This is a genomic window from Lentzea xerophila (assembly GCF_051094245.1).
GTDB classification, from domain to species: domain Bacteria; phylum Actinomycetota; class Actinomycetes; order Mycobacteriales; family Pseudonocardiaceae; genus Lentzea; species Lentzea xerophila.
In genome coordinates, this window is sequence record NZ_CP194934.1 from 64,064 (window position 1) to 85,352 (window position 21,289).

Below are 21,289 nucleotides of genomic sequence, written 5' to 3' on the forward strand. Positions count from 1 at the left end.
TTCGGAATCCAGCAATGATCAAATCGGCGTGGACACGCACGTCGATCTACGTTAGTGACCGTCGCAAGTGGATTTTCTCAACTGCCGAACGCGCTGGTGACGACTTCGCCCGCCTCCGGCTGCGAAGCCAGGCAGAGGAAGTAGTTGCGCGTGCCGTCCTTGAAGCCGACGGCGGTCATCCTCCAGCCCGTCGTGTCGACGGTCGGCCGCGTGTTCGCCTTCATCACCGCGGGCGTGCAGACGTCCTTCAGCTCCGGCGAGGCCATGAGCTCGTCGGAGTCGACCGCCGGGATCTCGCCGGAGAGCCAGCCGCCCGAGAACGCCTCCCAGTAGTGCAGGTCCGCGCAGCTGCCGACCTTCCGCGCGACCGCGGGCATACCGCCGATGTTCGTGACGCCGCGGAAGCAGGTCGACTTGTCGACGCAGAACCCAGCGGTGTCGCACTTCTTGAGGAACGGCGGGATGTCCTCGGCACCGCCGGGCTGCGTCGTCGCCGGTCCGGGGCCCTGCGCGGTCGCCTGTTCCTTGTCGAGGACGTTCCACGCGAGCACACCCGCGACCACCACGACGACCAGCCCGGCCGCGGCGGCGACCAGCGGCCACGCCTTCCGCTTGGGCGGGGGAGCGACCGGCACGGTGGGCTGCCGCATCGGGTCGACCAGTTCGTCGCGGAGCTGTGCGGCACTCGGCGTGCGCAGGTTCGCGTCCGGGTGCAGCGCCCTCGCCAGTGCCTCGTGCAGGGCCGGCGGGACCCCGGGAACCGCGGTGATCGGCCGGCGCAGGACCTCGCCGAGCTGGTCGAAGCTGCTGATCGGCCACGGCACCGGACGCGGCGGCTTGCCGGCGAGCAACGTGTAGAGCGTCGCGGCGAGCGAGTAGACGTCGGCCTGCGGCGTCGGCTCGGCCATCGCGAACGCCTCCGGCGGCGCGTAGCTGGGACTCAGGGCGTCACGTGTGACCGTGCTGCCGCCCTGCGCGTCGAGCAGCGCCGCGAGCCCGAAGTCGGCGAGCTTCGGCGTGCCGTACCGGTCGACGAGGATGTTGGCGGGCTTGATGTCCCGGTGCAGCACGCCTTCCTGGTGCGCCGCGGCGAGCGCGTCCGCGAGCTTCACACCGAGGTCGCGGACCTCCTCCGGGTGCAACGGCCCGCGTTGGTCGAGCTGGTCGGCGAGCGACCCGCCGGTGCACAGCTCCATGACGATGTACGGCGTGCCTTGCTGCGTGATGTTCGCGTCGTGCACCCCGACGACGTGCGGATGCCCCGACAACTTGGCCGCCGCCCGCGCCTCACGCAGGAACCGCCTCCGGTCCCGTTCGTCCACGAGCACCCGGTTGTCGATCTTGATGGCGACGTCGCGACCCAGTTGTGCCTGATGGGCGGTGTAGACGGTGGCGAACCCGCCTGCGCCCAAGGGTCTCAGGTCGGTCAGGCCGGGGATGTGAGGTGCGGTCACGCGCGGCAGCTTAGTTCCGCACCCCGACAATCCCGCTCTAAACCGTGCAGTTCAGCGTTCCGCTGCGCAGCGCGTGGCGGCTCGTGTTGTCGTCGTCCGCCCACAACACGGCCTTCTTGCCGTTGACGCAGCTCGGCGATATCGCGAAGCCTTCGAGGTTCACGTTCGGCAGCTTGGCCGGCCGGTCGTACGTCGCCGTCACCTTGAACTTGCCGCCGCTGATGGCGAGCGTCGTCGTCCGCCCGGCGCAGTTGTCGTCGCAGATCGCCCATAGCTTGCCGCCGTCGAACTCCAGGTCCATGACCTGCCTGTGCCCGCTCGCGAACTTGGTCAGCAGCGTGGCACTGGTGCCCTGCAAGGCGTACACGTACACCTCACCCGTCGCCTCGAGCCCGACGAAGAACAACCCGCTGCCGTGGCCGGGGTAGTCGGCGGGATCGTAGGTCCGGCCGGCGCTGTCCTGGAAGCCGTTGCGCGTGAGGAACGAGTCCGGCACCCAGGAGATGGCCTCGGGCCCGTCGTTGGGATCGACCTCCGGCATGCCACCGAGATCCCACTCGGCGGCCGCGGTGCTGCCCGCGCCGAGCTTGAGGATCTTCGGCGTGCTCACGTCGCTGTCGTCGTTGTCGCGCTCCACGGCCACGAACAGTCCGTTCGGCGTGAAGACCACACCCTCGGTGTCCGGATCACCCTGCCCGGCCGGGAACCTGAGCGACCGCTTCTGGTCGACCTTCCACGTGCCATCACCACCGGGCACGAGCCGGTAGAGCGTGGACGGCCCGTTCTTCACCGCCCACACGACGTCCGGACTCTCGAACGACACCCCGCTGAGGTTCGTGCCGAAGACGTTCGTCCCGTCCGCGACCTTCGTGGCCGAGCCGCCAGGCCACGTGGTGGCGGCGTCGGCGGTACTGGCCGCCAGGCCGAGCGCGAGGACCGTGAAAACGCCGATCGCCTTGATGCGCAACACAAACCGCCCTTTCTCCGACGAGGCAGGATCACCTCGCGCGGGCTGGCGGCGTACGCCCAGTGGACCAGACGGCGAGCAGCGGCGCTACTTCTTGGCGGCGGCCTTCGCGGCCTTCTTGAAGTCGCGAACCTCGAGCAACGACTTCTGGTCCGTCACATCAGCCACGCTACGTCGGCTTCCTTCGTCCCCGTAGTGCCCGGCCGCCTCACGCCACCCCTCGGGCGTGATGCCGAACTGTTTGCCCAAAAGTGCGAGGAAGATCCTGGCCTTCTGGTCCCCGAACCCAGGCAACGCCTTGAGCCGCTTGAGCACCGCGGCACCGTCCCCCTCGGCCCAGATCCGCGTGACGTCACCGTCGTAGGTCTCGACGACGAACTGCGACAGCGCCTGCACCCGCTTGGCCATCGAGCCGGGGAACCGGTGCACGGCGGGCGGCGTGGCCATGATGGTGGCGAAGGCCTCGGGGTCGGCCTCGGCGATGCGGTGCACGTCCAGGCCGCCCATGCGGTCGGCGAGGACTTTGGGGCCGGAGAAGGCCTTCTCCATCGGGATTTGTTGGTCCAGCAGCATTCCGGTGAGCAGGGCGAACATGTCCGACGCGAGGAGTGCGTCCGCGTCGGGGTTCTGCGCGAGGCACAACGTGCGGGTCATGGCGGCAATCCTGACATGGCCACCGGACGGGCACGAATCCTGGCGAACCCCGCCGGTGCGCCCGACCAGGTGCTCTCAGCGCGAACTAGGCGCCGGCCACCCGCACCTCGGACACCACCTGACGCACCAGCACGCGCAACGCCTCACGGTCAACAGTGGCCGGGTCGTCGGCCAGCCAGTCGCCGATCTCCCGGACGAACTGCTCCGGGGTCATCGGCGGCACGTCGAAGTCGAGGTCGTCGTCGCACGTGATCTCGCCGGCGCGGCTCGGGTAGACGATCAGGGCGCCGCGGACCTCCAGCCACGGCAGGGCCTCGGCGAAGCGTTCGACGCCGTCCAGCAGTTGTGAGCCGCCGCCGCGGAACGGGTGGCCGTTGCGCCAGAGCTCGCCGTCCTCGTCGCAGTAGTAGTGGCCGGGCAGCCACGACTTCGACTCGATCAGGACCAGGCGGCGGCCGCAGAGCAGGGCGTGGTCGATGTCGGTGAAGACCGAACCAGGCCAGGCCAGGCCGTGGAAGATGCGCACGCCCGGTAGTTGGGTGAGGTACTCCGTCAGCAGTCCGGCGGTCAGCCGTTCGCGTCTGTTTTCACCCGGACGGCCGAAAATCGTGTTGCCGTCGTACTCCCCGGCGAACGCCCGTTCGGCTCGCGCGTGGGTCAGGTAGCGGCGTGCCAGTCGGAACGCTCCGTAACCTGCGCCCGCCACCAGGGGTAGCCAGACGGCCAGCAGTAGTGGGGACAGCGGCATCGCCAGCGGGAGGAGCAGGACGAACCACCCGCCGATCGCGGCGGCCGCGGGGGCGTGGCCCAGGCCCGTGGCGGGCACGTAGCGGACTCGGGCGCCCAGGTCGATGCGGTGCCACCAGTCCATCGAGCCGAGGTCGACGCGGGGGCGCGGCGCCGTGTAGTTCGGGTCGTCGCCGAAGTCGCGCAGCCGGCCCGTGTGGCCCGTTCGGCGAGGTCGCGGGCGTGTCCGCGGGCGCACGACCGGTGGTGCCACGGTGGTGGGGCGGTCGTAGTCGGCGCGCCGGACCGGGTCCTTCAGCGTCTCGTAGGCCTCTTGGAGCAGGCGGAAGCCGCCAGACGTCCCACCCGCGTCGGGGTGCATGACCTTGGCGAGAGAGCGGTAGGCCGACTTGATCTCCGCGGCGCTGGCGCTCCGGTTCACACCGAGCAACTCGTAGTAGTCGATCCCTGGCACGACACCGTCCAGTCCGAGGTTGGTCAGTGAACCTTATTGGGTCCAACACTTTCGCCGGGCATACGGCCCGCGATTCGCCGACTACTGTGGGACGGGCGGTGGCGATGGGGCCTGTAGCGCAGTGGTCGACGCGCCCTCCGGAACGGAGGGAGAACGCCGGTTCGAATCCGGCCGGTCCCGCTCTCTCAAGGGGATCCCTGTTCGCGGAAGGCGCGAACCCCGTCGATCGCCGGCACGGCGGCCTCCGCGAGTCCGTCCTTTGTGGACGGTGTGGTTCGGGCCCGCGAGGCGCAGAATGTCGGGGTGGACGCACTCGAACGCCTGCGCCGCCTCTGCCTCGCGCTGCCAGAGGTGACCGAACGCCTGAGTCACGGCGAGCCCACCTGGTTCGTCCGCGGCAGGAAGACCTTCGTGACGCTGGCCGACCACCACCACGACGACCGCAGCGCGTTCTGGTGCGCGGCTGGGCCGGACGTCCAGCAGACCCTCGTCGCGCAGGCCCCGGACCGCTACTTTCGTCCGCCCTACGTCGGTCACCGCGGCTGGCTCGGCGTCTACCTGGACGTCGACGTCGACTGGGACGTCGTCGCCGATCTCGTCGAGGACGCCTATCGGGTGATCGCACCGAAGACGCTGGTTGCCCGACTCGACGCTTCGAGTTGCCGACCCGACTGACCTGTCGCAGTCTTCGGCTCATGGCGACCTGTGACGTCTGTGGCAACGAGTACTGGATGGCCTTCGAGGTGCGCACCGTCGGCGGCGGTGTGCACACGTTCGACAGCTTCGAGTGCGCGATCCAACGCCTCGCGCCCCGCTGCGAGCACTGCGACTGCCGCGTGATCGGGCACGGCGTGGAGGTGGAGGGGCAGTTCTTCTGCTGCGCCCACTGCGCGCGGATGGGTTCCTCCGACCTGGGGGCCCAGATCCGCGACACCGTCGGAGCTCATCCCGGCTGACCAGATCCGGAACGAGCGGTTCTCCCACGCGTCGGCTCACATCTGAGTGGTTCGGCGGTCACTTCTTCTCACTTCGGCTCAAGCGGACGGGGTGCTCCACTTGTCCGGCTACGGTCGGAGGCATGAAGTTCAAGGGAGCAGCTGTCCGCCGCGTCAACGCGTGCATCGTCGGGCTGCGCGACGCGCCGCTCGTCGGCAGGTTCGTGCGCAAGGGGATCACGGTCGTGTCCTACACGGGCCGGAAGTCGGGCCGCACGTTCACCACACCCGTTGGCTACCAACGCAAAGGCGAGCTCGTCGACATCAGGGTGATGATGCCGGACGCCAAGACCTGGTGGCGCAACTTCAACGGCGAGGGCGGTCCGCTCACGCTCGAGCTCGACGGTGCCGAACGGACCGGACACGCGACTTCGCACCGTGACGACAAGGGTCGCGTCACGGTGCGAGTGCGGCTCTGACGAACTCAGGCGGCCAGGGCATTCAGGCGGCGGTGTTCCAGGAACGCGGCCAGCACGTAGGCGCCGCCGCCGACCACGGCCAGCACGCCGAAGAAGCCGGCTCCCGGCACGAACAGCGCCGCGGCGGCGACCAGCGCGAGCCACGTGCCCAGGTTGTAGTGCAACGCGTTGCCGCGGATGGCGCCCTCGGCGAGGTAGATCAGGCCGACCACGATGGTCGAGCCGGCGGGCCACAGCACGGTCTGCAGCTCTGGTTTGTCGAACACGGTGCTCAGGCCGGTGACCGCGAGCGCCAGTGTGGTGAACCCGGTCACCCAGGCGGTGCCGACGAGCTTCTCGGCGCGGCGCCTGGCGTCGGACGCGGCGCGCTGGGCACGCAGCGACGCGGTCATGGCGAGGGCGGTGCCGGCGACGAGACCGGTGGCGAGCAACGCGATCGGCAGCCACGCCGGCATCAGGACCGCACCGGACCTGGACAGCATGGCGGCGCCGTGGCCGGCGACGTAGGCGAACGCGAAACCCAGGTAGGCGGCGCGGTTGTCGACCTCGGTGGAAGCGACGGTGGTGACGCGCAGAGCGGTGGCGTTCATGGCGGGACCTTTCAGAAGTCGGAGAAAGTCAGAGAAGTCAGGTGAGTGGCGTGATCAGGCGCGGCGCCACGACGGTGAACAGGGGCGAGTGCCGGCTCACCGCGCGCTGGTCGGCGAGGCCGTGCAGGCCCAGCCAGAGCGTCATGGCCCGGCCGGAGTCGGCGAGAACCCGGGTGAACAGCCGCAACGCCGGCTCGGAGAGATCGGCCGCACCGAACATCACGCGGTAGCGGCGCGGGTGCGCGACGGCGAAGCCGAGGTAGGCGAGGCCTGCCGCGTGGGCGTCGGCCGCACCGAGAACGGCGGCTTCCAGCTCGCGGAAGGCCTCGTGGCACACGGCCAGCAGGATCGCCGGTGGATCGGGGAAGTGCGGGTAGATCGACGAGGTGGGGACGTCCGCCTCGCGGGACACGGCTCGCAGCGTCACCGCGCGGTCGGAGTCGACCAGGGCGGTCGCCGCCGCCACGATGGCCTCGCGGCAGCCGGGCCTGCTCACGGCTCCGGCACGATGACGACCTTGCCCAGGACGGTCCGCGACTCGGCCAGCGTCAGCGCGGCGGCGGCCTCCGGAAGCGGGATGCGCGCGGCGATCTGCGGCGTGAGCGCACCGGTGCCGACCAGGCGCAGCACCTGCGTGAGGTCCTCGGCCAGCCGCGCGCGGAACGCGGCGGGGCGGAAGCGCTTGCCGGCCCAGAAGTTGTAGAAGCCCGCGCGCCTGCCGTTGGGCAGGACGTTCCACAGGATCAGCCGCCCGAAGAGCTTGAGCACCGGCAGCATCGCGTTGCCCGGCTCGTCCTTCGTCGCGGCCGTGCCGTAGTTGACCAGCGCGCCGCCGCGGCGGAGCAGCTTCCAGGACTCCCGCAGACCGGCGCCGCCGACGTGGTCGAACACCGCGTCGACACCGTCGGGCGCGAGCTCGCGGATCCGGTCGTACATGGCCGGGTCGCGGTAGTCGACGGGGATCGCGCCGAGCTCACGCACCGCGTCGTGGTGGCGGGCCGAGGCGGTGCCGATCACCTTGATCCCGGCGTGGCGGGCGAGCTGCACCAGCGTCGAGCCCACGCCGCCGTTCGCGCCCAGCACGACGATCGTGTCGCCGCGCTTGACCTTCGCCGTCCGGTACATCATCTGCCACGCCGTGACGCCGTTGACGGCGACGGTCTCCGCGGCGGCCGCGTCTACGCCGTCCGGCACGGGCACCAGGTCGGCGGCCTCGACGATCAGGTGGCTCGCCCACGCGCCGACCTTCGTGACCGCGGCGAACCGGCGTCCCCGCAGGCTGCCGTCCACGCCGGGACCCGCCGCGACGACCGTGCCGACGACGTCGTAACCGGGCACGAACGGGAACGGCGGCTGGTCGAAGTACTTGCCCAGGCGCATCTGCTGCTCGGCGAACGAGACGCCGGTGGCGTCCATCCGCAGGACGACCTGGCCCTGACCCGGCGCGGGCAGGTCACGGACCCGGACGTGCAGGCCGTCGGGCTCGACGACACCCGGCAGGACGATCTCGGTGGCGCGGGTGACGGCGGTCGTGGCGTTCATCGTGGCTCCTTGGTCCCAGTTGTGCTTACGGGCATAAGCTAACGACCGTAAGCTCACAAGTGCAAGACCTAACGACCATAAACTTTCAGGTGTATGGTTACGGCCGTGACGAACACGGAGCCACGCAGGCGGAACCGCCGGGGCGAGGGCGGGAAACTGCGCGACGAGATCATCGCGGCGGCCGTCGCCCTGCTCGACGAGGGCGGCGACGAACGCGCGGTCACGTTGCGCTCGGTCGCGCGGAAGGCGGGGATCGCGGCACCGTCGATCTACGCGCACTTCGCGGACCAGCCGTCGATCATGCTGGCCGTGGTCCAGCAGGAGATGGACCGCCTGGCGGTGACCCTGCGCGAGGCCGACGAGCAGGCAGGCCCGGACGCGCTGCACCGGCTCCTCGCGGTCTGCAACGCCTACCTGGACCTCGCCCGGGAGCACCCGCAGCGCTACCGGATCATGTTCGGCGGCCTGTGGACGCCGTCGGTGGACGACACCTCGATCACCGACGCCGACCTCGAGTCACTGGGCGCGGAGTCGCTGGGCCGGCTCGCCGAGGTACTGGGTGCGTGCGTGGAGGCGGGGATCGCGCACGAGAGCGACGACCTCTACGGCGACGCGGTGGCGTTGTGGCTCGGGCTGCACGGCCTCGCGCACCAACGGGCCGTGGTGCGCAAGATGCCCGGACCCGCCGACGTCGGAGATCGGCTGATCAGGGCTCTTGCGCACCTGAAGTAGCCGTCAGGGAGCCTCGAACAGCGTCGACACCGACTCGCCGACGTTGATCCGCCGCATCGCCTCGGCCATCGCCGGCGCGATCGACAGCACCTTCAACTTGGGCACGGTCTTGCCGGCCGGGATCGGCACGGTGTTCGTGGCGACGATCTCCAGCACGTCGTCGAACGCCTGCAACCGGTCCAGCGCACCCGACGAGAACAGCCCGTGCGTGCAGGCCACCCGGATCGACCCGGCGCCGCGCTCGCGCAGCTTGTCCAGGAGTTCGATCACGGTCGAGCCCTTGGCGATCTCGTCGTCCAGCACGATCACGTCCCGCCCGGCCACGTCACCGATCACGGTCGAGATCTGCACCTTGTCGTCGGCGAAGCGCTGCTTGGCGCCGGCGGCCACCGGCAGCCCCAGGATCCGGGCGAAGTGCGCGGCCTCCTTGGCGTTGCCCAGGTCCGGCGACACCACGACGGTGTTCGACAGGTCGTGCTGGGAGAAGTGCGCGGCCAGCTCGCGCAGCGCGTGCAGGTGGTCGACCGGTACCGAGAAGAACCCGTGGACCTGCGGCGAGTGCAACGTCATCGCCAGCACCCGTGAGGCACCGGCGGCCACCATCAGGTCGGCGACCAGGCGGCCGCCGATCGAGATCCGCGGCGCGTCCTTCTTGTCCGAGCGCGCGTAGGCGTAGTGCGGCAGGACAACGGTCGTCCGCGCGGCCGAGGCGCCACGGGCGGCGTCCAGCATCAGCAGCAGCTCGACGAGGTGTTCCTGCACCGGCGGCACCAGCGGCTGGATCAGGAAGACGTCCCGCTCCCGGCAGTTCGCCTGCAACTGCACTTCCAGGCAGTCGTTGGCGAACCGGGTCAGGCGGCTGGGCGAGAGGTCGACGCCGAGATGACCACAGATCTCCGCGGCAAGTGAGGGATGGGCAGAACCACTGAAGACAGCGATGTCACGCACACCCCGAACCTAGTCGATGACCAGCACCAACTTGCCGTCGCGGAAGAGCGGGGTGAGGTTCCCGCGCGTGTCGACGGTGTGGGTGCCGCGCGGCAGAACGGCCTCGATGGCCGTGAACGCGATGATGTCCGACACGCCGTGACGGCCGCGCAGCGACCGTTGGCCTTGGAACCGCAGAGCGCGCCCCTCGCGGCGGTACTGATGAGCCTCAGCAGCAGTGGAGGCGCCTGCTCGAAGCGCCTCCGGGCCTACCAGGCGTCCTGAGGACGCACCGCGTACGGCGACGCCGAATCCCTGCGTGACCAGCGAGTTCACCACCGCGTCGGACGGGGGCACCGGCAGCAGGAAGGACATCGCGTAGTGGCCGTCGACCTCGTGCACCGCGACCGTCCGGGCCGTGGTCAGCACCGTGTCGTGCAGCTCCAATGCGATCTTCTCCGCTTCCCAGCGGTTTTCATAGCCGGCGTCGATGCCGACGAAGGTGCTGGTCACCTGACCTCCACGAAGATCGGGTTGGTGTAGCACCACAGGTCCTCCCACGGGTTCGCGGCTCCCGGTGCGTCCGCCTGCGGTTCGAACGCGCCGCGGTTGCCGTCGGTTCCGCGCATCCGGACGTAGAAAGGCTCGCGGACGTTGCGGAACGTGTGCGTGAAGACCGCATAGTGCCAGCGCGGCTCGTAGGATCGCTCGACCTTCACATGTGGCGTGGCCAACGTTTCAGATGATGATCGTCCGGTTACCGCCCCCTTGATGAGGTCCAAACGGCGCAACCTGGGGATGAACCCGGCGCTGTTCGGCCGGGTCGCGAGACGTGCCTTGATCAGCACCGTCACGTCCGAACCGCGCCGGACGCGCAGGCGCCCGCCCATCGTCTCCGTTCCGCCGGATGCGTAAACGCTGAATCGCAGATCGTCGACCAGACCGCCGTGCGAAACCCACGCCCGGCCTGCCCTCAGACCCTCCATCACGGCACCGCGCGTCCGCCGCTTCGCGCCGACGACGGTCCGGGAGAACTCGCACGGGAAGAAGTCGACGTACGGCGGCAGTACCTGGGGAGGGCCGGCGTCGACCGGGTCGAGGTGCTTGCCGGTGAGGTCGAACTGGTTGCCCGGCTCCGGCACGCGGACGATCGTGTCGCGCGAGTTGAAGTGGGAGTCGGAGTTCGACGTGATCCACCAGCCGAGACCCTCGGCGAGCAGCGAGTCCCAGACGCCGCCGACCTTTGCCGTCATCCAGTCGAAGCCGCCGTAGGTCCGGTAGGCCTCGGGCGGGTAGGGCGCGTAGGAGTTCGAGCCGGGGCTGTTCGAGTACCCGCCGCGGTGGCCGCCGGGACCGCGCAACGGGTCGCCGTCGCCCTGCGCTCCGGGTGCGGCCTCCATGCCGACAACGATGTCGGGGGCCAGGTCACGCATGGTCCGGAGTTCGTGGGGCGCCACCCGGCCGTTGCGCATCGGGTGGTTCACGAACACCAGCGCGGACTTCATCGTGCCGTTGCGGATCTTGGTCTGCAGGAACCGGATCGCGTCCAGCGCCTTGCGCTCGTGGGCCGGGTTGGACGCCTCCTGGCCGTTCAGCCGCCAGTCGAACTGCCGCTCGAAGTCGCGCAGCACGCCGGTCTCGTCGCGGCAGTCCTCGAAGAACACGGTCGCGTGCTCCGCGCCGGGAACGTTCCACTCCATCCCCTGCCACAGCAGCAACTGCGGGAACTTCCGCCGGGCGCGCTGGAGATCGGCCGCCGTCGCCTCGACGGAGTGCGCCTCGTGCGCTGCGTGGCCGTGGTCGGTGATCACGAGCCAGTCCGTGCCGTGTCGCAACGCACCGCGGATCTGCTGCTCGATGGTGTACATGCCGTCGTACGAGTACTGCGTGTGCGCGTGATGGTCGCCGGAAAGCCACTGGTAGCGCCCCGAATGACGCGACGAAGCAGAGGCGCTTTCGGTGCCCAGCGCTCCCGCCACACCGAGCACGCCGGCTCCCTGCAGGAAGCGTCTGCGGGCTACTTCGGACATGGCTGATCCTCCACACGACGGGTCGGGGTGCGTGGAGGCTAGGCCGATCGGGTGAGGTGAGGGTGGACGTCGGATGAACTAGACCGGAAGAAGGTCCACCCAGTCCAGGAACGGCAGTGCGCCGGTGCCCTGCAGCGCCGCGAGTCCCAGCCAGATCGACAGGATCGTCACGATCGGCCCGACGATCGCCATCTCGACCACACCGCCGGTCTTCATCCGCATGATCTTCGGCGGCGCCACCGGGAACCACGTCCTGCCCATGATCGGGATCGGCCACAGGATCGGGCAGCCCTGCTCGGTGATCGCGTCCCCGAGGTAGTGCGCGAAGCACCCGACACCGACCGCGATGCCGCACGCCGCCGCGGAGGCGTTCGTCTGCGCGGTCCACGCGATCATCGCCCAGGTGATCGCGGCCGACACCACGGTGATCAGCAACGCGTCCTGCTTGGGGCACCAGTCGTTCATGATGCCGCGTACCGCCAGGCCGGCGAAGACGAACATCAGCACCGGCAGCGCCCACTTCTGGCTGTTCTGCACGACCGCCGTGGTGAAGACGGCGGCGAACAACGCGAAGACGAGCGTGTGGGTGAGACCGCGATGTCCGCCGTCTCGCTTGGAATCCTTCTTCATCCGTGTCGTGCGGTAGACGAAGCTGCTCAACGCGTTGATGCCCGCCGACAGCCCGCTGCTCAATGCTCCGAACGTGCGCGAGATGGTCGAACCGGGGTGGTCGAGGTCCGGCAGAAGTGCCGCTCCGGTAGCGAGAACCGCGCCAACGGCCCAGCTCTGCGGCGAAAGCTGGCCGATCGGGTGACTCGACGCGAGGGCGGTGACGGCACTCCAGGCGAGCAGCCCGCTCATCGCATGTGTTGGCCCAGTCGACACTTACGCCCCTTCTAGTGATCACCCGATGGTGAAAACACTAGTCGCAGGTATCAGGTGCCCGGGCCCGAACGACATATCTGCGGACAACCAGTCCTCCGAACTTCCTGAAGGAGCACGGACATGGCGCAGGTATGGCTCATCACCGGCAGTTCTCGCGGGGTCGGCCGCAAGACCGCCGAAGCGGTTCTCGACGCCGGGCACCGGCTCGTCGCGACCGCCCGGAACCCGCGCGATCTCGACGACCTCGTCTCCCGGTACGGCGACCGGGTCAGATCCGCCGCACTCGACGTGCGTGACGCCGCACAGGCCCGCGATGCCGTGGCGACCGCGGTCCGCGAGTTCGGCCGGCTCGACGTCGTCGTGAACAACGCGGGCGCCGGCCGGGTCACCTCGATCGAGGAGTGCTCCGCCGCCGACTTCCGCGACCAGCTGGAGGTCAACCTGATGGGCGTGGTCAACGTCGTCAAAGCCGCGCTGCCGGTGCTGCGCGGACAGCGGTCCGGGCACTTCCTGCAGATCGGCTCGACCGCCGGCCACACGGCGCTGGGCGGCGGGCTCGGCCCGTACGTGACCGCGAAGTTCGCCCTGCGCGGCTTCAGTGAGTCGCTCGCCGCCGAGTGCGCGCCGTTCGGGGTGAGGTCGACGATCATCGAGCTCGGCGGCTTCCAGACCGACTGGACCGGCTCCTCCCTGGTGGTGACCGAGCCGGGAGAGGACTACGTTCCGAGTGTCGGCGCAATGCTGGGCATGCTGCGCGGTGCGCACGGCAACATGCCTGGTGATCCAGCCAAGGCGGCGAAGGTCATGCTCGACGTGGTAGCTATGGACTCCCCGCCGCTGTGCCTGCTGCTGGGCAGCGACGCGGTGGATATGGTGCGCCTGGCAGACCAGGCACGGAATGCGGAAATCGACAAGTGGGAGCACGTGAGCCGCTCGACGGACCGCGACCCTGAATCGGTGTAACCAGGGTCGCAGGCACACCTCGGCGGTTTACCAGTACGCTTGTCTTGCTTGCATCGTCGCGAGAGGAGCGCCCGGAGTTATGGGCAAGATCAAGGTTCAGGGCACCGTCGTCGAGCTCGACGGCGACGAGATGACCCGGATCATCTGGCAGTTCATCAAGGACAAGCTGATCCACCCGTACCTGGACGTCACCCTGGAGTACTACGACCTGGGCATCGAGCACCGGGACGCCACCGACGACCAGGTCACCGTCGACGCCGCCAACGCCATCAAGAAGCACGGCGTCGGCGTCAAGTGCGCCACGATCACGCCGGACGAGGCGCGGGTCGAGGAGTTCGGCCTCAAGAAGATGTGGGTCTCGCCGAACGGCACGATCCGCAACATCCTCGGCGGTGTCGTCTTCCGCGAGCCGATCATCATCTCGAACGTGCCGCGCCTGGTCCCCGGCTGGACCAAGCCGATCATCATCGGCCGTCACGCGCACGGTGACCAGTACAAGGCCACCAACTTCAAGGTGCCCGGCGCCGGCAAGCTCACGATCACGTTCCAGCCGGAAGACGGCTCGGAGCCGATCGAGCACGTCGTCACCGACTTCCCGGCGGAGGGCGGTGTGGCGATGGGCATGTACAACTACAACAAGTCCATCGAGGACTTCGCCCGCGCCTCGTTCTCCTACGGCCTGCAGCGGGGCTACCCCGTCTACATGTCCACGAAGAACACGATCCTGAAGGCCTACGACGGCCAGTTCAAGGACATCTTCCAGCGCGTGTTCGACGAGGAGTTCAAGGCGGACTTCGACGCCAAGGGCCTCACCTACGAGCACCGCCTGATCGACGACATGGTCGCCGCCGCGATGAAGTGGGAGGGCGGCTACGTCTGGGCGTGCAAGAACTACGACGGTGACGTCCAGTCCGACACGGTCGCGCAGGGCTTCGGCTCGCTCGGCCTGATGACGTCGGTCCTGATGACGCCGGACGGCAAGACGGTCGAGGCCGAGGCCGCGCACGGCACCGTGACGCGTCACTTCCGCCAGCACCAGGCCGGCAAGCCCACCTCCACGAACCCGATCGCCTCGATCTTCGCGTGGACCCGTGGCCTCATGCACCGCGGCAAGCTGGACAACACCCCCGAGGTGATCCGCTTCGCCGAGGCGCTCGAGTCGGTCGTCATCGAGACGGTCGAGGCCGGTCAGATGACCAAGGACCTGGCCATGCTGATCAGCAAGGACCAGGAGTGGCTGACCACCGAGGACTTCCTCGCCGCGCTGGACGAGAACCTCAAGAAGAAGATGGCGTCGTTCTGACGTTCGCCTGATTCGAGCACGCGAGAAGGCCACCCCGGTCACACCGGGGTGGCCTTCGTCGTTCCCGCGTCACCCGGTCGGTTCCACTTGCGGGTGGTTGCCGTCGCCAGCCGTCCACACAGGTCGTGCAGCCGCTATATCTGCTGATCCAGGGCTTGTGCGTGCGGAGGCGTCGCGATGTTGGGTGTTCCGGTTCGGGGAATGATCGTCATTGGTGTGCTCGGGGTCGCCGGAGTGCTGTACGCGGCCAACGGCGGCAATCCGATGGGCAGCGACAAGGGCCCGGAGATCTGCAAGGTCACGGTCACCGCGGACATCCTCAACGTCCGCTCGGGACCGGGCGACATGCAGCCGATCGTGTCGACGATGCCGCGCGACGCGGTGACCGAGGCCCAGGCACGCGTCGAGAACGGCTACCGGATGCTGAGCGACCGCCGGTGGGTGAGCCAGCAGTTCGTCGCGCTGACCAGCGACTCGACCTGCACGTAAACTCGCGGGCATGCTGCGGAACATGTTTCGGTGGGGCAGGGCCAAGGGCGTCACGCAGTGCTCGTGCGACCCTGAGTGGCAGGGCCTCTACACCGAGATCGACGGCCAGCGCCAGCTAGCGCTGCCCCGGGACGAGATGGCCACCCTCGTCGGCTACCTCGACCTGACCGCGCACTGCGCCGGCTGCGGCGCCGAGTACCCGAAACCCTGGGGCCTGGCCTCCCAGTAGGCTCCACCGTCGTGCTCACGGTCTCCACGGTCAACGTCAACGGTCTGCGCGCCGCCGCGAAGAAGGGCTACCTCGAGTGGCTCGCCTCGTCCCCAGCGGACGTGGTGTGCCTGCAGGAAGTCCGCGCCGAGCCCACCGAACTGGCGCCGGAGCTCCACTCGCCGGCCGGCTGGCACGGCGTGTACGCGCCGTCCTCGCTGAAGGGCCGCGCGGGCGTCGGCGTGCTCTCGCGCGTCGAGCCGTCGTCGATCCGCGTCGGCTTCGGTGTCTCCGAGTTCGAGGCGAGCGGTCGCTACGTGGAGATCGAGCTGCCAGGGGTCGTGGTGGCTTCGCTGTACCTGCCGTCCGGCGACGTCGGCACTCCCCGGCAGGACGAGAAGGACCGGTTCATGGCGGCCTTCCTGCCGTACCTCGTGTCGTTGCGGGAGAAGGCGGCCGTCTCCGGCCACGAGGTGCTCGTGTGCGGCGACTGGAACATCGCGCACCAGCAGGCGGACCTGAAGAACTGGCGGACGAACCAGAAGGAGTCCGGCTTCCTGCCTTACGAGCGGGAGTGGATGACCTCCGTCTTCGCTTCCGGCTACCACGATGTCGTGCGCTCGTTGCACCCCGACGTGGCTGGGCCCTACTCGTGGTGGTCGTATCGGGGGAAGGCCTTCGACAACGACTCCGGGTGGAGGATCGACTACCAGGTGGCTACGGACGGGCTGGCGGCTCGGGCTTCCTCCGCCGTGGTGGAGCGGGCGGCGACGTATGCGGAACGCTGGTCGGACCACGCGCCGGTCACCGTCGTCTACTCGGACTGACCTGATCGCCGAGATCAGGCACAATCGTGGCTAAGGAGGTGATGAGGGTGCATGAGATCGTGGCCAACAAATTGGCCGAGATCGAAAGCCTGTGCCGGGTATTGGGTGTTCGCCATCTTGATGTGTTCGGATCCGCGGCCGGTGACTCGTTCGACGTCGCTACCAGCGATGTGGACATCCTCGTCGACTTCGAGACCGGGGACGATTTCGACCACTTCGGCACCTACTTCGCGTTGAAGGAGGGGCTGGAACAGATCCTCGGCAGGCCTGTCGACCTGGTGGTCGACAGCAGCATCCGCAACCCATACTTCCGGCAACAGGTCATGGACAGCAAGGAAACCCTGTATGCGGCGTGATCCCCGCACGTACCTGTGGGATGCGTTGCGCGCTGCAGAGTTGCTGGCCGAGTTCAGCAGCGGCAAATCGTCCACGGACTACCTCGGCGACGCGATGCTGCGCTCGGCCGTCGAGCGACAGTTCGAGATCATCGGTGAGGCGCTGAACAATCTGGCGAAGGTTTCACCGGACCTCGCTGCCGCGATCCCGGACCTGCCTCGCATCGTCGCCTTCCGCAACATCCTGATCCACGGCTACGCCAGTGTGGACGACGCGCTCGTGTGGCAAGTGTTGACGGAGAAACGGCCGCAGCTGGAGGAAAGGCTGCACCAGCTGCTCGCGGGGCTCGGTTGAGCATCGCCTACTCCGACTGACCCAGCCCGAACAGCCTTTATCGCTCCCGTCCCCCACCCGACGGCTCGATTTAACCCACGCGCTCCCCGAACATGAACACGATTCACCATCGATGAATCGGGGGCGGCATGACAGGGTTCAACCGGCGTTCGTTCCTCCTGGCGATGGGCGTGGGCGCCGCAGGCGTCCCCCTCCTCGACCGCCAAGCGTTTGCGTCCACCGCGGGCACCACGCTCGACACCACGGCCACACCGATCGGTACCAGCGGCTATCGCAGGCTCCAAGCCGGCCCGGGCTGGCCGACGGTCGTGCGCGGCGACCTGATCCAGGCCAAACCCAACAGGGAAGCCAGGCGCCGGGCGCTCACCAGCTTCGTGCAGTTCAGCGACATGCACATCTGCGACGCCCAGAGCCCGCTCCGCTTCGAGTACCTGCACCCGATCATGGGCTCCAGCGCGCACCGGCCGCAGGAAGCGCTCACGGCGCAGGGCTCGACGTCGCTCGTCCGCCGGGTCAACGCCGTCAGGAACGGTCCGCTGACCGGCAGGCCCTTCGACTTCCTCATGACGACCGGCGACAACACCGACAACCACGAGAACATCGAGCTCGACTGGTTCCTCACCATCCTCAACGGCGGCCGCATCACGCCCAACACCGGCGACAGCCGGTACGAAGGCGTGCAGAACGCGGGCATCAGCACGTTCTGGCAACCGGACCTCAGCGGCACGGACGACTACAAGGCCCAAGGCTTCCCGCACCTGCCGGGACTGCTCGACGCGGCCGTCCGCGAGTTCACCAGCCCCGGCCTGGACATTCCCTGGTACTCGACGATCGGCAACCACGACGACAGCGTGGTCGGCGCGCTGCCGGACGGGTTGCTCGACGGCTGGTACACCGGGCGCAAGAAGATCGTCGGGTTCGGCGACCCCGTGCAGAACGCCAAGGTCGCGCGGGCGTTCAACGACCCCAAGGCCATTCCGGAGGCGATGGCCATCCTCGCGAGCGGCAGCGGCGGCGTCGTCCGGACCGTGACGCCGGACGACCGCCGCAGGCTGTTCGACACCGGTGAGTACGTGCGCAAGCATCTGCCGACGGGCGGACACGGTTACACGGACGCCAACGCGGACGGTGTCGACGTCTTCTACACGTTCCGGATGGCGCCCGGCGTCACCGGCATCAGCATGGACACCACGAACCTCGCGGGGTTCTCCACGGGCTCGATCGGGCTGCATCAGCTCAACTGGATCGAGAAGATCCTCAAGCGCAACAGCTCGCTCTACTACGACTGGCTCGGCCTGCCGCAGCGGCAGAACGTCACCGACGAGCTGTTCGTGCTCTTCAGCCACCACACGAGCACGACGATGGGCAACGTCCTGCCCGACCGCAGGAGGCCGTTCGACCCGCGGATGAGCGGCGACGCGTTGCTCAACCTCCTGCACCGGTTCCCGAACGTCCTGGCGTGGGTCAACGGGCACACGCACCGCAACGTGATCACACCGCATCGGCACGAGACGCCGTCCAGGAGCTTCTGGGAGATCAACACCGCCGCCCACGTCGACTACCCGCAGCACGCCCGCGTGATCGAGGTCGCGGACAACGGGGACGGCACGTTGTCGCTGTTCACAACGTTGCTCGAAGCGGATGCGCCGTACCAGGCCGACTACGACGACCGCAGCGACCAGGCCCTCGCCAGCCTGTGCCGGGAGATCACCTACAACGACATCCACTCGCGGACGAACCCGCTGGGCACGCCGCTCGACCGGAACACGGAACTGCTCGTCGCGGTCCGCTGAAGTGGGATGTCCCACAGCCCATCGCAACTGATCAGGAATTTTGGCGGCCTAAGGTCGTTTACGTGGCAGTGGACATCTCGCTAACCCCACCGCAGCCCCGCCCGAGCGCGGCGGCCATGCGGCGTGCGCTGCGCAGGGCCGCCGACGGTGCCGTGCTCGACGCGACCGAGGCCGGCGTGCTGCTGCACGCGCGCGAGGACGATCTCGACGCGCTGCTCACCGCGGCCGGGAAGGTGCGGGACGCGCACCTGCTCGCCGAGGGGCGTCCCGGGGTGGTCACGTACAGCCGGTCGGTGTTCATCCCGCTGACCAGGTTGTGCCGGGACCGGTGCCACTACTGCACGTTCGCGACCGTGCCGCACAAGGTGCCCGCCGCGTTCCTCGAACGCGACGAGGTGCTGGAGATCGCCCGCGCAGGGGCCGCCCAAGGGTGCAAGGAAGCGCTCTTCACGCTCGGCGACCGGCCGGAGGACCGGTGGCCGGCGGCGAAGGAGTGGCTGGAGGCGCGCGGTTACGAGTCCACTTTGGACTACGTGCGGGCCAGTGCCATCGCGGTGCTTGAGGAAACCGGCCTGCTGCCGCACCTCAACCCCGGTGTGCTGAGCTGGGAGGAGCTGACGCGGCTGCGGCCCGTCGCGTCCAGCATGGGCATGATGCTGGAGACCACCGCGGAACGACTCTGGAGCGAGAAGGGCGGCCCGCACTACGGCAGCCCCGACAAGGATCCCGCCGTCCGCCTGCGGGTCCTCACCGACGCCGGCCGGGTGAACGTGCCGTTCACCACCGGGATCCTGATCGGCATCGGCGAGACCATCGCCGAGCGCGCGGAGTCGCTGCTCGCGATGCGTCAGATCGCGAAGCAGTACGGGCACATCCAGGAAGTGATCATCCAGAACTTCCGCGCCAAGCCGGACACGGCGATGCGCGGCATGCCCGACGCCGACCTCACCGAGCTCGCGGCCACGATTGCCGTTGCGCGCCTGGTGATGCCGTCGACCGTGAGCGTCCAGGCGCCGCCGAACCTGGTCGGCGGGGAGTTCGGCCTCATGCTGCGCGCGGGCGTCGACGACTGGGGTGGCGTGTCGCCGATCACGCCCGACCACGTCAACCCCGAGAAGCCGTGGCCGCAGGTCGGCCAGCTCGCGGAGATCACCCGCGCGGCCGGTTTCTCCTTGCGGGAACGGCTGAACGTCTACCCGCGCTACGTCCGCGCGGCGGCGGGGCAGTGGATCGACACCCGGCTCACCGCGCACGTTTCCGCGCTGGCACTGGAAAGCGGGCTCGCGAACCCGGACGCCGAGGTGGCCGGTCGCGAGTGGCAGGAGCCGGACGGCGGGCTCGACACGTTCGGCCGCGCGGACCTCAACACCGCGATCGACACCGAGGGCCGCACCGGCGACCGCCGCGGCGACTTCGACGAGGTCTACGGCGACTGGGACGAGCTGAAGATTCCCGTTGCCCCGCAACGACTCTCCCCGGACGTCCACCGTGGACTGAAGATCGCCGCGAACGACCCGGCGGCGTTGCTCGACGACACCGACGCCGCCATGGCACTGCTCACCGCCGACGGTGACGCGCTGGAGGAGATGACGCGCCTCGCCGACGACCTGCGGCGGGAGGTGGTGGGCGACGACGTCACGTACGTGGTCAACCGGAACATCAACTTCTCGAACGTCTGCTACGTCGGCTGCCGCTTCTGCGCCTTCGCCCAGCGCGAGCGCGACGCGGACGCGTTCCGGCTCTCGGCGGAGGAGGTCGCCGACCGCGCGCAGGAGGCGTGGGACTCCGGTGCCACCGAGGTCTGCATGCAGGGCGGCATCGACCCCAAGCTGCCGGTGACCTACTACGCGGACGTCGTGCGCGCGATCAAGAAGCGCCTGCCGGGGATGCACGTCCACGCGTTCAGCCCGATGGAGATCGTCTCCGCCGCCGCGAAGGCCGGCGTGAGCATCCGCGAGTGGCTGACCGAGCTCAGGGAAGCCGGCCTCGACACGATCCCCGGCACCGCGGCCGAGATCCTCGACGACGACGTGCGGTGGGTGCTGACCAAGGGCAAGCTGCCGACCGCGACCTGGCTCGACGTCGTCGGCACGGCCCATGAGCTGGGCATTCGGTCCTCCAGCACGATGATGTACGGCCACGTGGACCACCCCGGCCACTGGCTCACGCACCTCCGTGTGCTGGCGAAGCTGCAGGACCGGACCGGCGGGCTCACCGAGTTCGTCGCGCTGCCGTTCGTGCACCGCAACGCCCCGATCTACCTCGCCGGAGTCGCGCGCCCCGGCCCGACCCGCCGGGACAACCGCGCCGTGCACGCGTTCGCGCGGCTGGCGTTGCACGGGCGCGTCGACAACCTCCAGTGCTCGTGGGTCAAGCTCGGCGACGAGGGCACCGCGGAGATCCTCAACGGCGGCGCGAACGACATCGGCGGCACCTTGATGGAGGAGACCATCAGCCGCATGGCAGGGTCCGAGCACGGGTCGGCGCGCACTGTGAGTGAGCTTCAGACCCTGGCTTCGCTCGCAGGGCGTAACGCCCGTCAGCGGACTACGACATATGGGCGAGTGCAAACCGATCTTCAGTGGCCGATAGTCTGATTCGGCGCATCGACGCTACCGGC

Annotated in this window: 24 protein-coding genes and 1 tRNA gene; 14 read left to right on the top strand and 11 right to left on the bottom strand. The window is 68.8% G+C overall.

The window, feature by feature from the left end; translation table 11 throughout:
* Nucleotides 1-77: 77 nt before the first annotated feature.
* The 4 genes from ACRSBM_RS00310 to ACRSBM_RS00325 all read right to left on the bottom strand — a co-directional run bounded on the left by ACRSBM_RS00310 (nt 78) and on the right by ACRSBM_RS00325 (nt 4,276).
* The gene (locus ACRSBM_RS00310; RefSeq protein WP_434438481.1) at nt 78-1,454 is read right to left on the bottom strand and encodes a serine/threonine-protein kinase; all 1,377 of its coding nucleotides are present in this window, start codon (nt 1,452-1,454) and stop codon (nt 78-80) included.
* A gap of 37 nt (nt 1,455-1,491) precedes the next feature.
* The gene (locus ACRSBM_RS00315) at nt 1,492-2,424 is read right to left on the bottom strand and encodes a hypothetical protein (RefSeq protein ID WP_434438483.1); all 933 of its coding nucleotides are present in this window, start codon (nt 2,422-2,424) and stop codon (nt 1,492-1,494) included.
* 84 nt (nt 2,425-2,508) lie between these two features.
* Nucleotides 2,509-3,075, bottom strand: coding sequence for an HhH-GPD-type base excision DNA repair protein (locus ACRSBM_RS00320; RefSeq protein WP_434438485.1), 567 nt, complete (start codon nt 3,073-3,075; stop codon nt 2,509-2,511).
* Nucleotides 3,076-3,160: 85 nt separating this feature from the next.
* Nucleotides 3,161-4,276 (bottom strand): J domain-containing protein, encoded by a 1,116-nt coding sequence (locus ACRSBM_RS00325; RefSeq protein ID WP_434438487.1) that lies wholly within the window; start codon nt 4,274-4,276, stop codon nt 3,161-3,163.
* 106 nt (nt 4,277-4,382) lie between these two features.
* Between ACRSBM_RS00325 and ACRSBM_RS00330 the strand changes: the two genes are divergently transcribed.
* The 4 genes from ACRSBM_RS00330 (at nt 4,383) to ACRSBM_RS00345 (ending at nt 5,690) form a co-directional block, all read left to right on the top strand.
* Nucleotides 4,383-4,456, top strand: a tRNA-Ser gene (locus tag ACRSBM_RS00330).
* A gap of 123 nt (nt 4,457-4,579) precedes the next feature.
* A complete protein-coding gene (locus tag ACRSBM_RS00335; RefSeq protein ID WP_434438489.1) occupies nt 4,580-4,951 on the top strand; it encodes an MmcQ/YjbR family DNA-binding protein in 372 nt (123 codons plus the stop codon).
* Between the two features lie 20 nt (nt 4,952-4,971).
* Nucleotides 4,972-5,232, top strand: coding sequence for a Prokaryotic metallothionein (locus ACRSBM_RS00340; RefSeq protein ID WP_382371509.1), 261 nt, complete (start codon nt 4,972-4,974; stop codon nt 5,230-5,232).
* Nucleotides 5,233-5,354: 122 nt separating this feature from the next.
* Entirely contained in the window at nt 5,355-5,690 is a 336-nt protein-coding gene (locus ACRSBM_RS00345; protein ID WP_434438491.1) for a hypothetical protein, read from the top strand.
* A 5-nt stretch (nt 5,691-5,695) separates the two neighbouring features.
* Here ACRSBM_RS00345 and ACRSBM_RS00350 read toward each other — a convergent pair whose 3' ends face one another.
* From ACRSBM_RS00350 to ACRSBM_RS00360, 3 genes are read right to left on the bottom strand one after another with little or no spacing between them, the layout of a single operon-like run.
* Nucleotides 5,696-6,280, bottom strand: a complete 585-nt coding sequence (locus ACRSBM_RS00350) for an ABC transporter permease (protein WP_434438493.1) — start codon at nt 6,278-6,280, stop codon at nt 5,696-5,698.
* A 37-nt stretch (nt 6,281-6,317) separates the two neighbouring features.
* Nucleotides 6,318-6,776 (bottom strand): TetR/AcrR family transcriptional regulator, encoded by a 459-nt coding sequence (locus ACRSBM_RS00355; RefSeq protein ID WP_434438495.1) that lies wholly within the window; start codon nt 6,774-6,776, stop codon nt 6,318-6,320.
* Nucleotides 6,773-7,822, bottom strand: coding sequence for a medium chain dehydrogenase/reductase family protein (locus tag ACRSBM_RS00360; RefSeq protein ID WP_434438497.1), 1,050 nt, complete (start codon nt 7,820-7,822; stop codon nt 6,773-6,775). Before ACRSBM_RS00360 ends, ACRSBM_RS00355 begins: the two co-directional genes overlap by 4 nt.
* A 105-nt stretch (nt 7,823-7,927) precedes the next feature.
* Between ACRSBM_RS00360 and ACRSBM_RS00365 the strand changes: the two genes are divergently transcribed.
* A complete protein-coding gene (locus tag ACRSBM_RS00365) occupies nt 7,928-8,554 on the top strand; it encodes a TetR/AcrR family transcriptional regulator (protein ID WP_434438499.1) in 627 nt (208 codons plus the stop codon).
* Between the two features lie 3 nt (nt 8,555-8,557).
* Here ACRSBM_RS00365 and ACRSBM_RS00370 read toward each other — a convergent pair whose 3' ends face one another.
* The 4 genes from ACRSBM_RS00370 to ACRSBM_RS00385 all read right to left on the bottom strand — a co-directional run bounded on the left by ACRSBM_RS00370 (nt 8,558) and on the right by ACRSBM_RS00385 (nt 12,396).
* Nucleotides 8,558-9,502 carry a ribose-phosphate diphosphokinase gene (locus ACRSBM_RS00370; protein ID WP_434438501.1) on the bottom strand — a complete coding sequence of 315 codons (945 nt, stop codon included), beginning with the start codon at nt 9,500-9,502 and terminating at the stop codon, nt 8,558-8,560.
* A gap of 9 nt (nt 9,503-9,511) precedes the next feature.
* Complete coding sequence (locus tag ACRSBM_RS00375) at nt 9,512-9,994, bottom strand: hypothetical protein (RefSeq protein WP_434438503.1); 483 nt, start codon at nt 9,992-9,994, stop codon at nt 9,512-9,514.
* The gene (locus tag ACRSBM_RS00380; RefSeq protein ID WP_434438505.1) at nt 9,991-11,511 is read right to left on the bottom strand and encodes a PHP domain-containing protein; all 1,521 of its coding nucleotides are present in this window, start codon (nt 11,509-11,511) and stop codon (nt 9,991-9,993) included. The genes ACRSBM_RS00375 and ACRSBM_RS00380 overlap by 4 nt, the downstream gene beginning before the upstream one ends.
* A 78-nt stretch (nt 11,512-11,589) precedes the next feature.
* Entirely contained in the window at nt 11,590-12,396 is an 807-nt protein-coding gene (locus tag ACRSBM_RS00385) for a metal-dependent hydrolase (RefSeq protein WP_434438507.1), read from the bottom strand.
* A 120-nt stretch (nt 12,397-12,516) separates the two neighbouring features.
* Between ACRSBM_RS00385 and ACRSBM_RS00390 the strand changes: the two genes are divergently transcribed.
* The 9 genes from ACRSBM_RS00390 to ACRSBM_RS00430 all read left to right on the top strand — a co-directional run bounded on the left by ACRSBM_RS00390 (nt 12,517) and on the right by ACRSBM_RS00430 (nt 21,266).
* A complete protein-coding gene (locus ACRSBM_RS00390; protein WP_434438509.1) occupies nt 12,517-13,359 on the top strand; it encodes an SDR family NAD(P)-dependent oxidoreductase in 843 nt (280 codons plus the stop codon).
* A gap of 79 nt (nt 13,360-13,438) precedes the next feature.
* On the top strand, nt 13,439-14,662 hold the full coding sequence (locus ACRSBM_RS00395; RefSeq protein WP_434438511.1) for an NADP-dependent isocitrate dehydrogenase: 1,224 nt from the start codon (nt 13,439-13,441) through the stop codon (nt 14,660-14,662).
* Between the two features lie 201 nt (nt 14,663-14,863).
* Nucleotides 14,864-15,151: an SH3 domain-containing protein gene (locus tag ACRSBM_RS00400; RefSeq protein ID WP_434438513.1), complete on the top strand. Its 288-nt coding sequence runs from the start codon at nt 14,864-14,866 to the stop codon at nt 15,149-15,151.
* Between the two features lie 10 nt (nt 15,152-15,161).
* Nucleotides 15,162-15,380 carry a hypothetical protein gene (locus ACRSBM_RS00405; RefSeq protein ID WP_319975036.1) on the top strand — a complete coding sequence of 73 codons (219 nt, stop codon included), beginning with the start codon at nt 15,162-15,164 and terminating at the stop codon, nt 15,378-15,380.
* 11 nt (nt 15,381-15,391) lie between these two features.
* A complete protein-coding gene (locus tag ACRSBM_RS00410) occupies nt 15,392-16,186 on the top strand; it encodes an exodeoxyribonuclease III (RefSeq protein ID WP_434438515.1) in 795 nt (264 codons plus the stop codon).
* 41 nt (nt 16,187-16,227) lie between these two features.
* Nucleotides 16,228-16,542 (top strand): nucleotidyltransferase family protein, encoded by a 315-nt coding sequence (locus ACRSBM_RS00415; protein ID WP_434438517.1) that lies wholly within the window; start codon nt 16,228-16,230, stop codon nt 16,540-16,542.
* Nucleotides 16,532-16,876, top strand: coding sequence for a HepT-like ribonuclease domain-containing protein (locus ACRSBM_RS00420; RefSeq protein WP_434438519.1), 345 nt, complete (start codon nt 16,532-16,534; stop codon nt 16,874-16,876). Before ACRSBM_RS00415 ends, ACRSBM_RS00420 begins: the two co-directional genes overlap by 11 nt.
* A gap of 128 nt (nt 16,877-17,004) precedes the next feature.
* Nucleotides 17,005-18,669: a TIGR03767 family metallophosphoesterase gene (locus ACRSBM_RS00425; RefSeq protein ID WP_434438521.1), complete on the top strand. Its 1,665-nt coding sequence runs from the start codon at nt 17,005-17,007 to the stop codon at nt 18,667-18,669.
* 62 nt (nt 18,670-18,731) lie between these two features.
* On the top strand, nt 18,732-21,266 hold the full coding sequence (locus ACRSBM_RS00430) for a bifunctional FO biosynthesis protein CofGH (protein ID WP_434438523.1): 2,535 nt from the start codon (nt 18,732-18,734) through the stop codon (nt 21,264-21,266).
* Nucleotides 21,267-21,289 lie beyond the last annotated feature (23 nt).

What these genes read in the sequence shown, in the direction of transcription:
- ACRSBM_RS00320 (WP_434438485.1), bottom strand. Translation starts at nt 3,075, where the DNA reads ATGACCCGCACGTTGTGCCTCGCGCAGAACCCCGACGCGGACGCACTC.
- ACRSBM_RS00340 (WP_382371509.1), top strand. Translation starts at nt 4,972, where the DNA reads ATGGCGACCTGTGACGTCTGTGGCAACGAGTACTGGATGGCCTTCGAG.
- ACRSBM_RS00345 (WP_434438491.1), top strand. Translation starts at nt 5,355, where the DNA reads ATGAAGTTCAAGGGAGCAGCTGTCCGCCGCGTCAACGCGTGCATCGTC.
- ACRSBM_RS00350 (WP_434438493.1), bottom strand. Translation starts at nt 6,280, where the DNA reads ATGAACGCCACCGCTCTGCGCGTCACCACCGTCGCTTCCACCGAGGTC.
- ACRSBM_RS00360 (WP_434438497.1), bottom strand. Translation starts at nt 7,822, where the DNA reads ATGAACGCCACGACCGCCGTCACCCGCGCCACCGAGATCGTCCTGCCG.
- ACRSBM_RS00380 (WP_434438505.1), bottom strand. Translation starts at nt 11,511, where the DNA reads ATGTCCGAAGTAGCCCGCAGACGCTTCCTGCAGGGAGCCGGCGTGCTC.
- ACRSBM_RS00390 (WP_434438509.1), top strand. Translation starts at nt 12,517, where the DNA reads ATGGCGCAGGTATGGCTCATCACCGGCAGTTCTCGCGGGGTCGGCCGC.
- ACRSBM_RS00395 (WP_434438511.1), top strand. Translation starts at nt 13,439, where the DNA reads ATGGGCAAGATCAAGGTTCAGGGCACCGTCGTCGAGCTCGACGGCGAC.
- ACRSBM_RS00400 (WP_434438513.1), top strand. Translation starts at nt 14,864, where the DNA reads ATGATCGTCATTGGTGTGCTCGGGGTCGCCGGAGTGCTGTACGCGGCC.
- ACRSBM_RS00405 (WP_319975036.1), top strand. Translation starts at nt 15,162, where the DNA reads ATGCTGCGGAACATGTTTCGGTGGGGCAGGGCCAAGGGCGTCACGCAG.
- ACRSBM_RS00415 (WP_434438517.1), top strand. Translation starts at nt 16,228, where the DNA reads ATGAGGGTGCATGAGATCGTGGCCAACAAATTGGCCGAGATCGAAAGC.
- ACRSBM_RS00420 (WP_434438519.1), top strand. Translation starts at nt 16,532, where the DNA reads ATGCGGCGTGATCCCCGCACGTACCTGTGGGATGCGTTGCGCGCTGCA.
- ACRSBM_RS00425 (WP_434438521.1), top strand. Translation starts at nt 17,005, where the DNA reads ATGACAGGGTTCAACCGGCGTTCGTTCCTCCTGGCGATGGGCGTGGGC.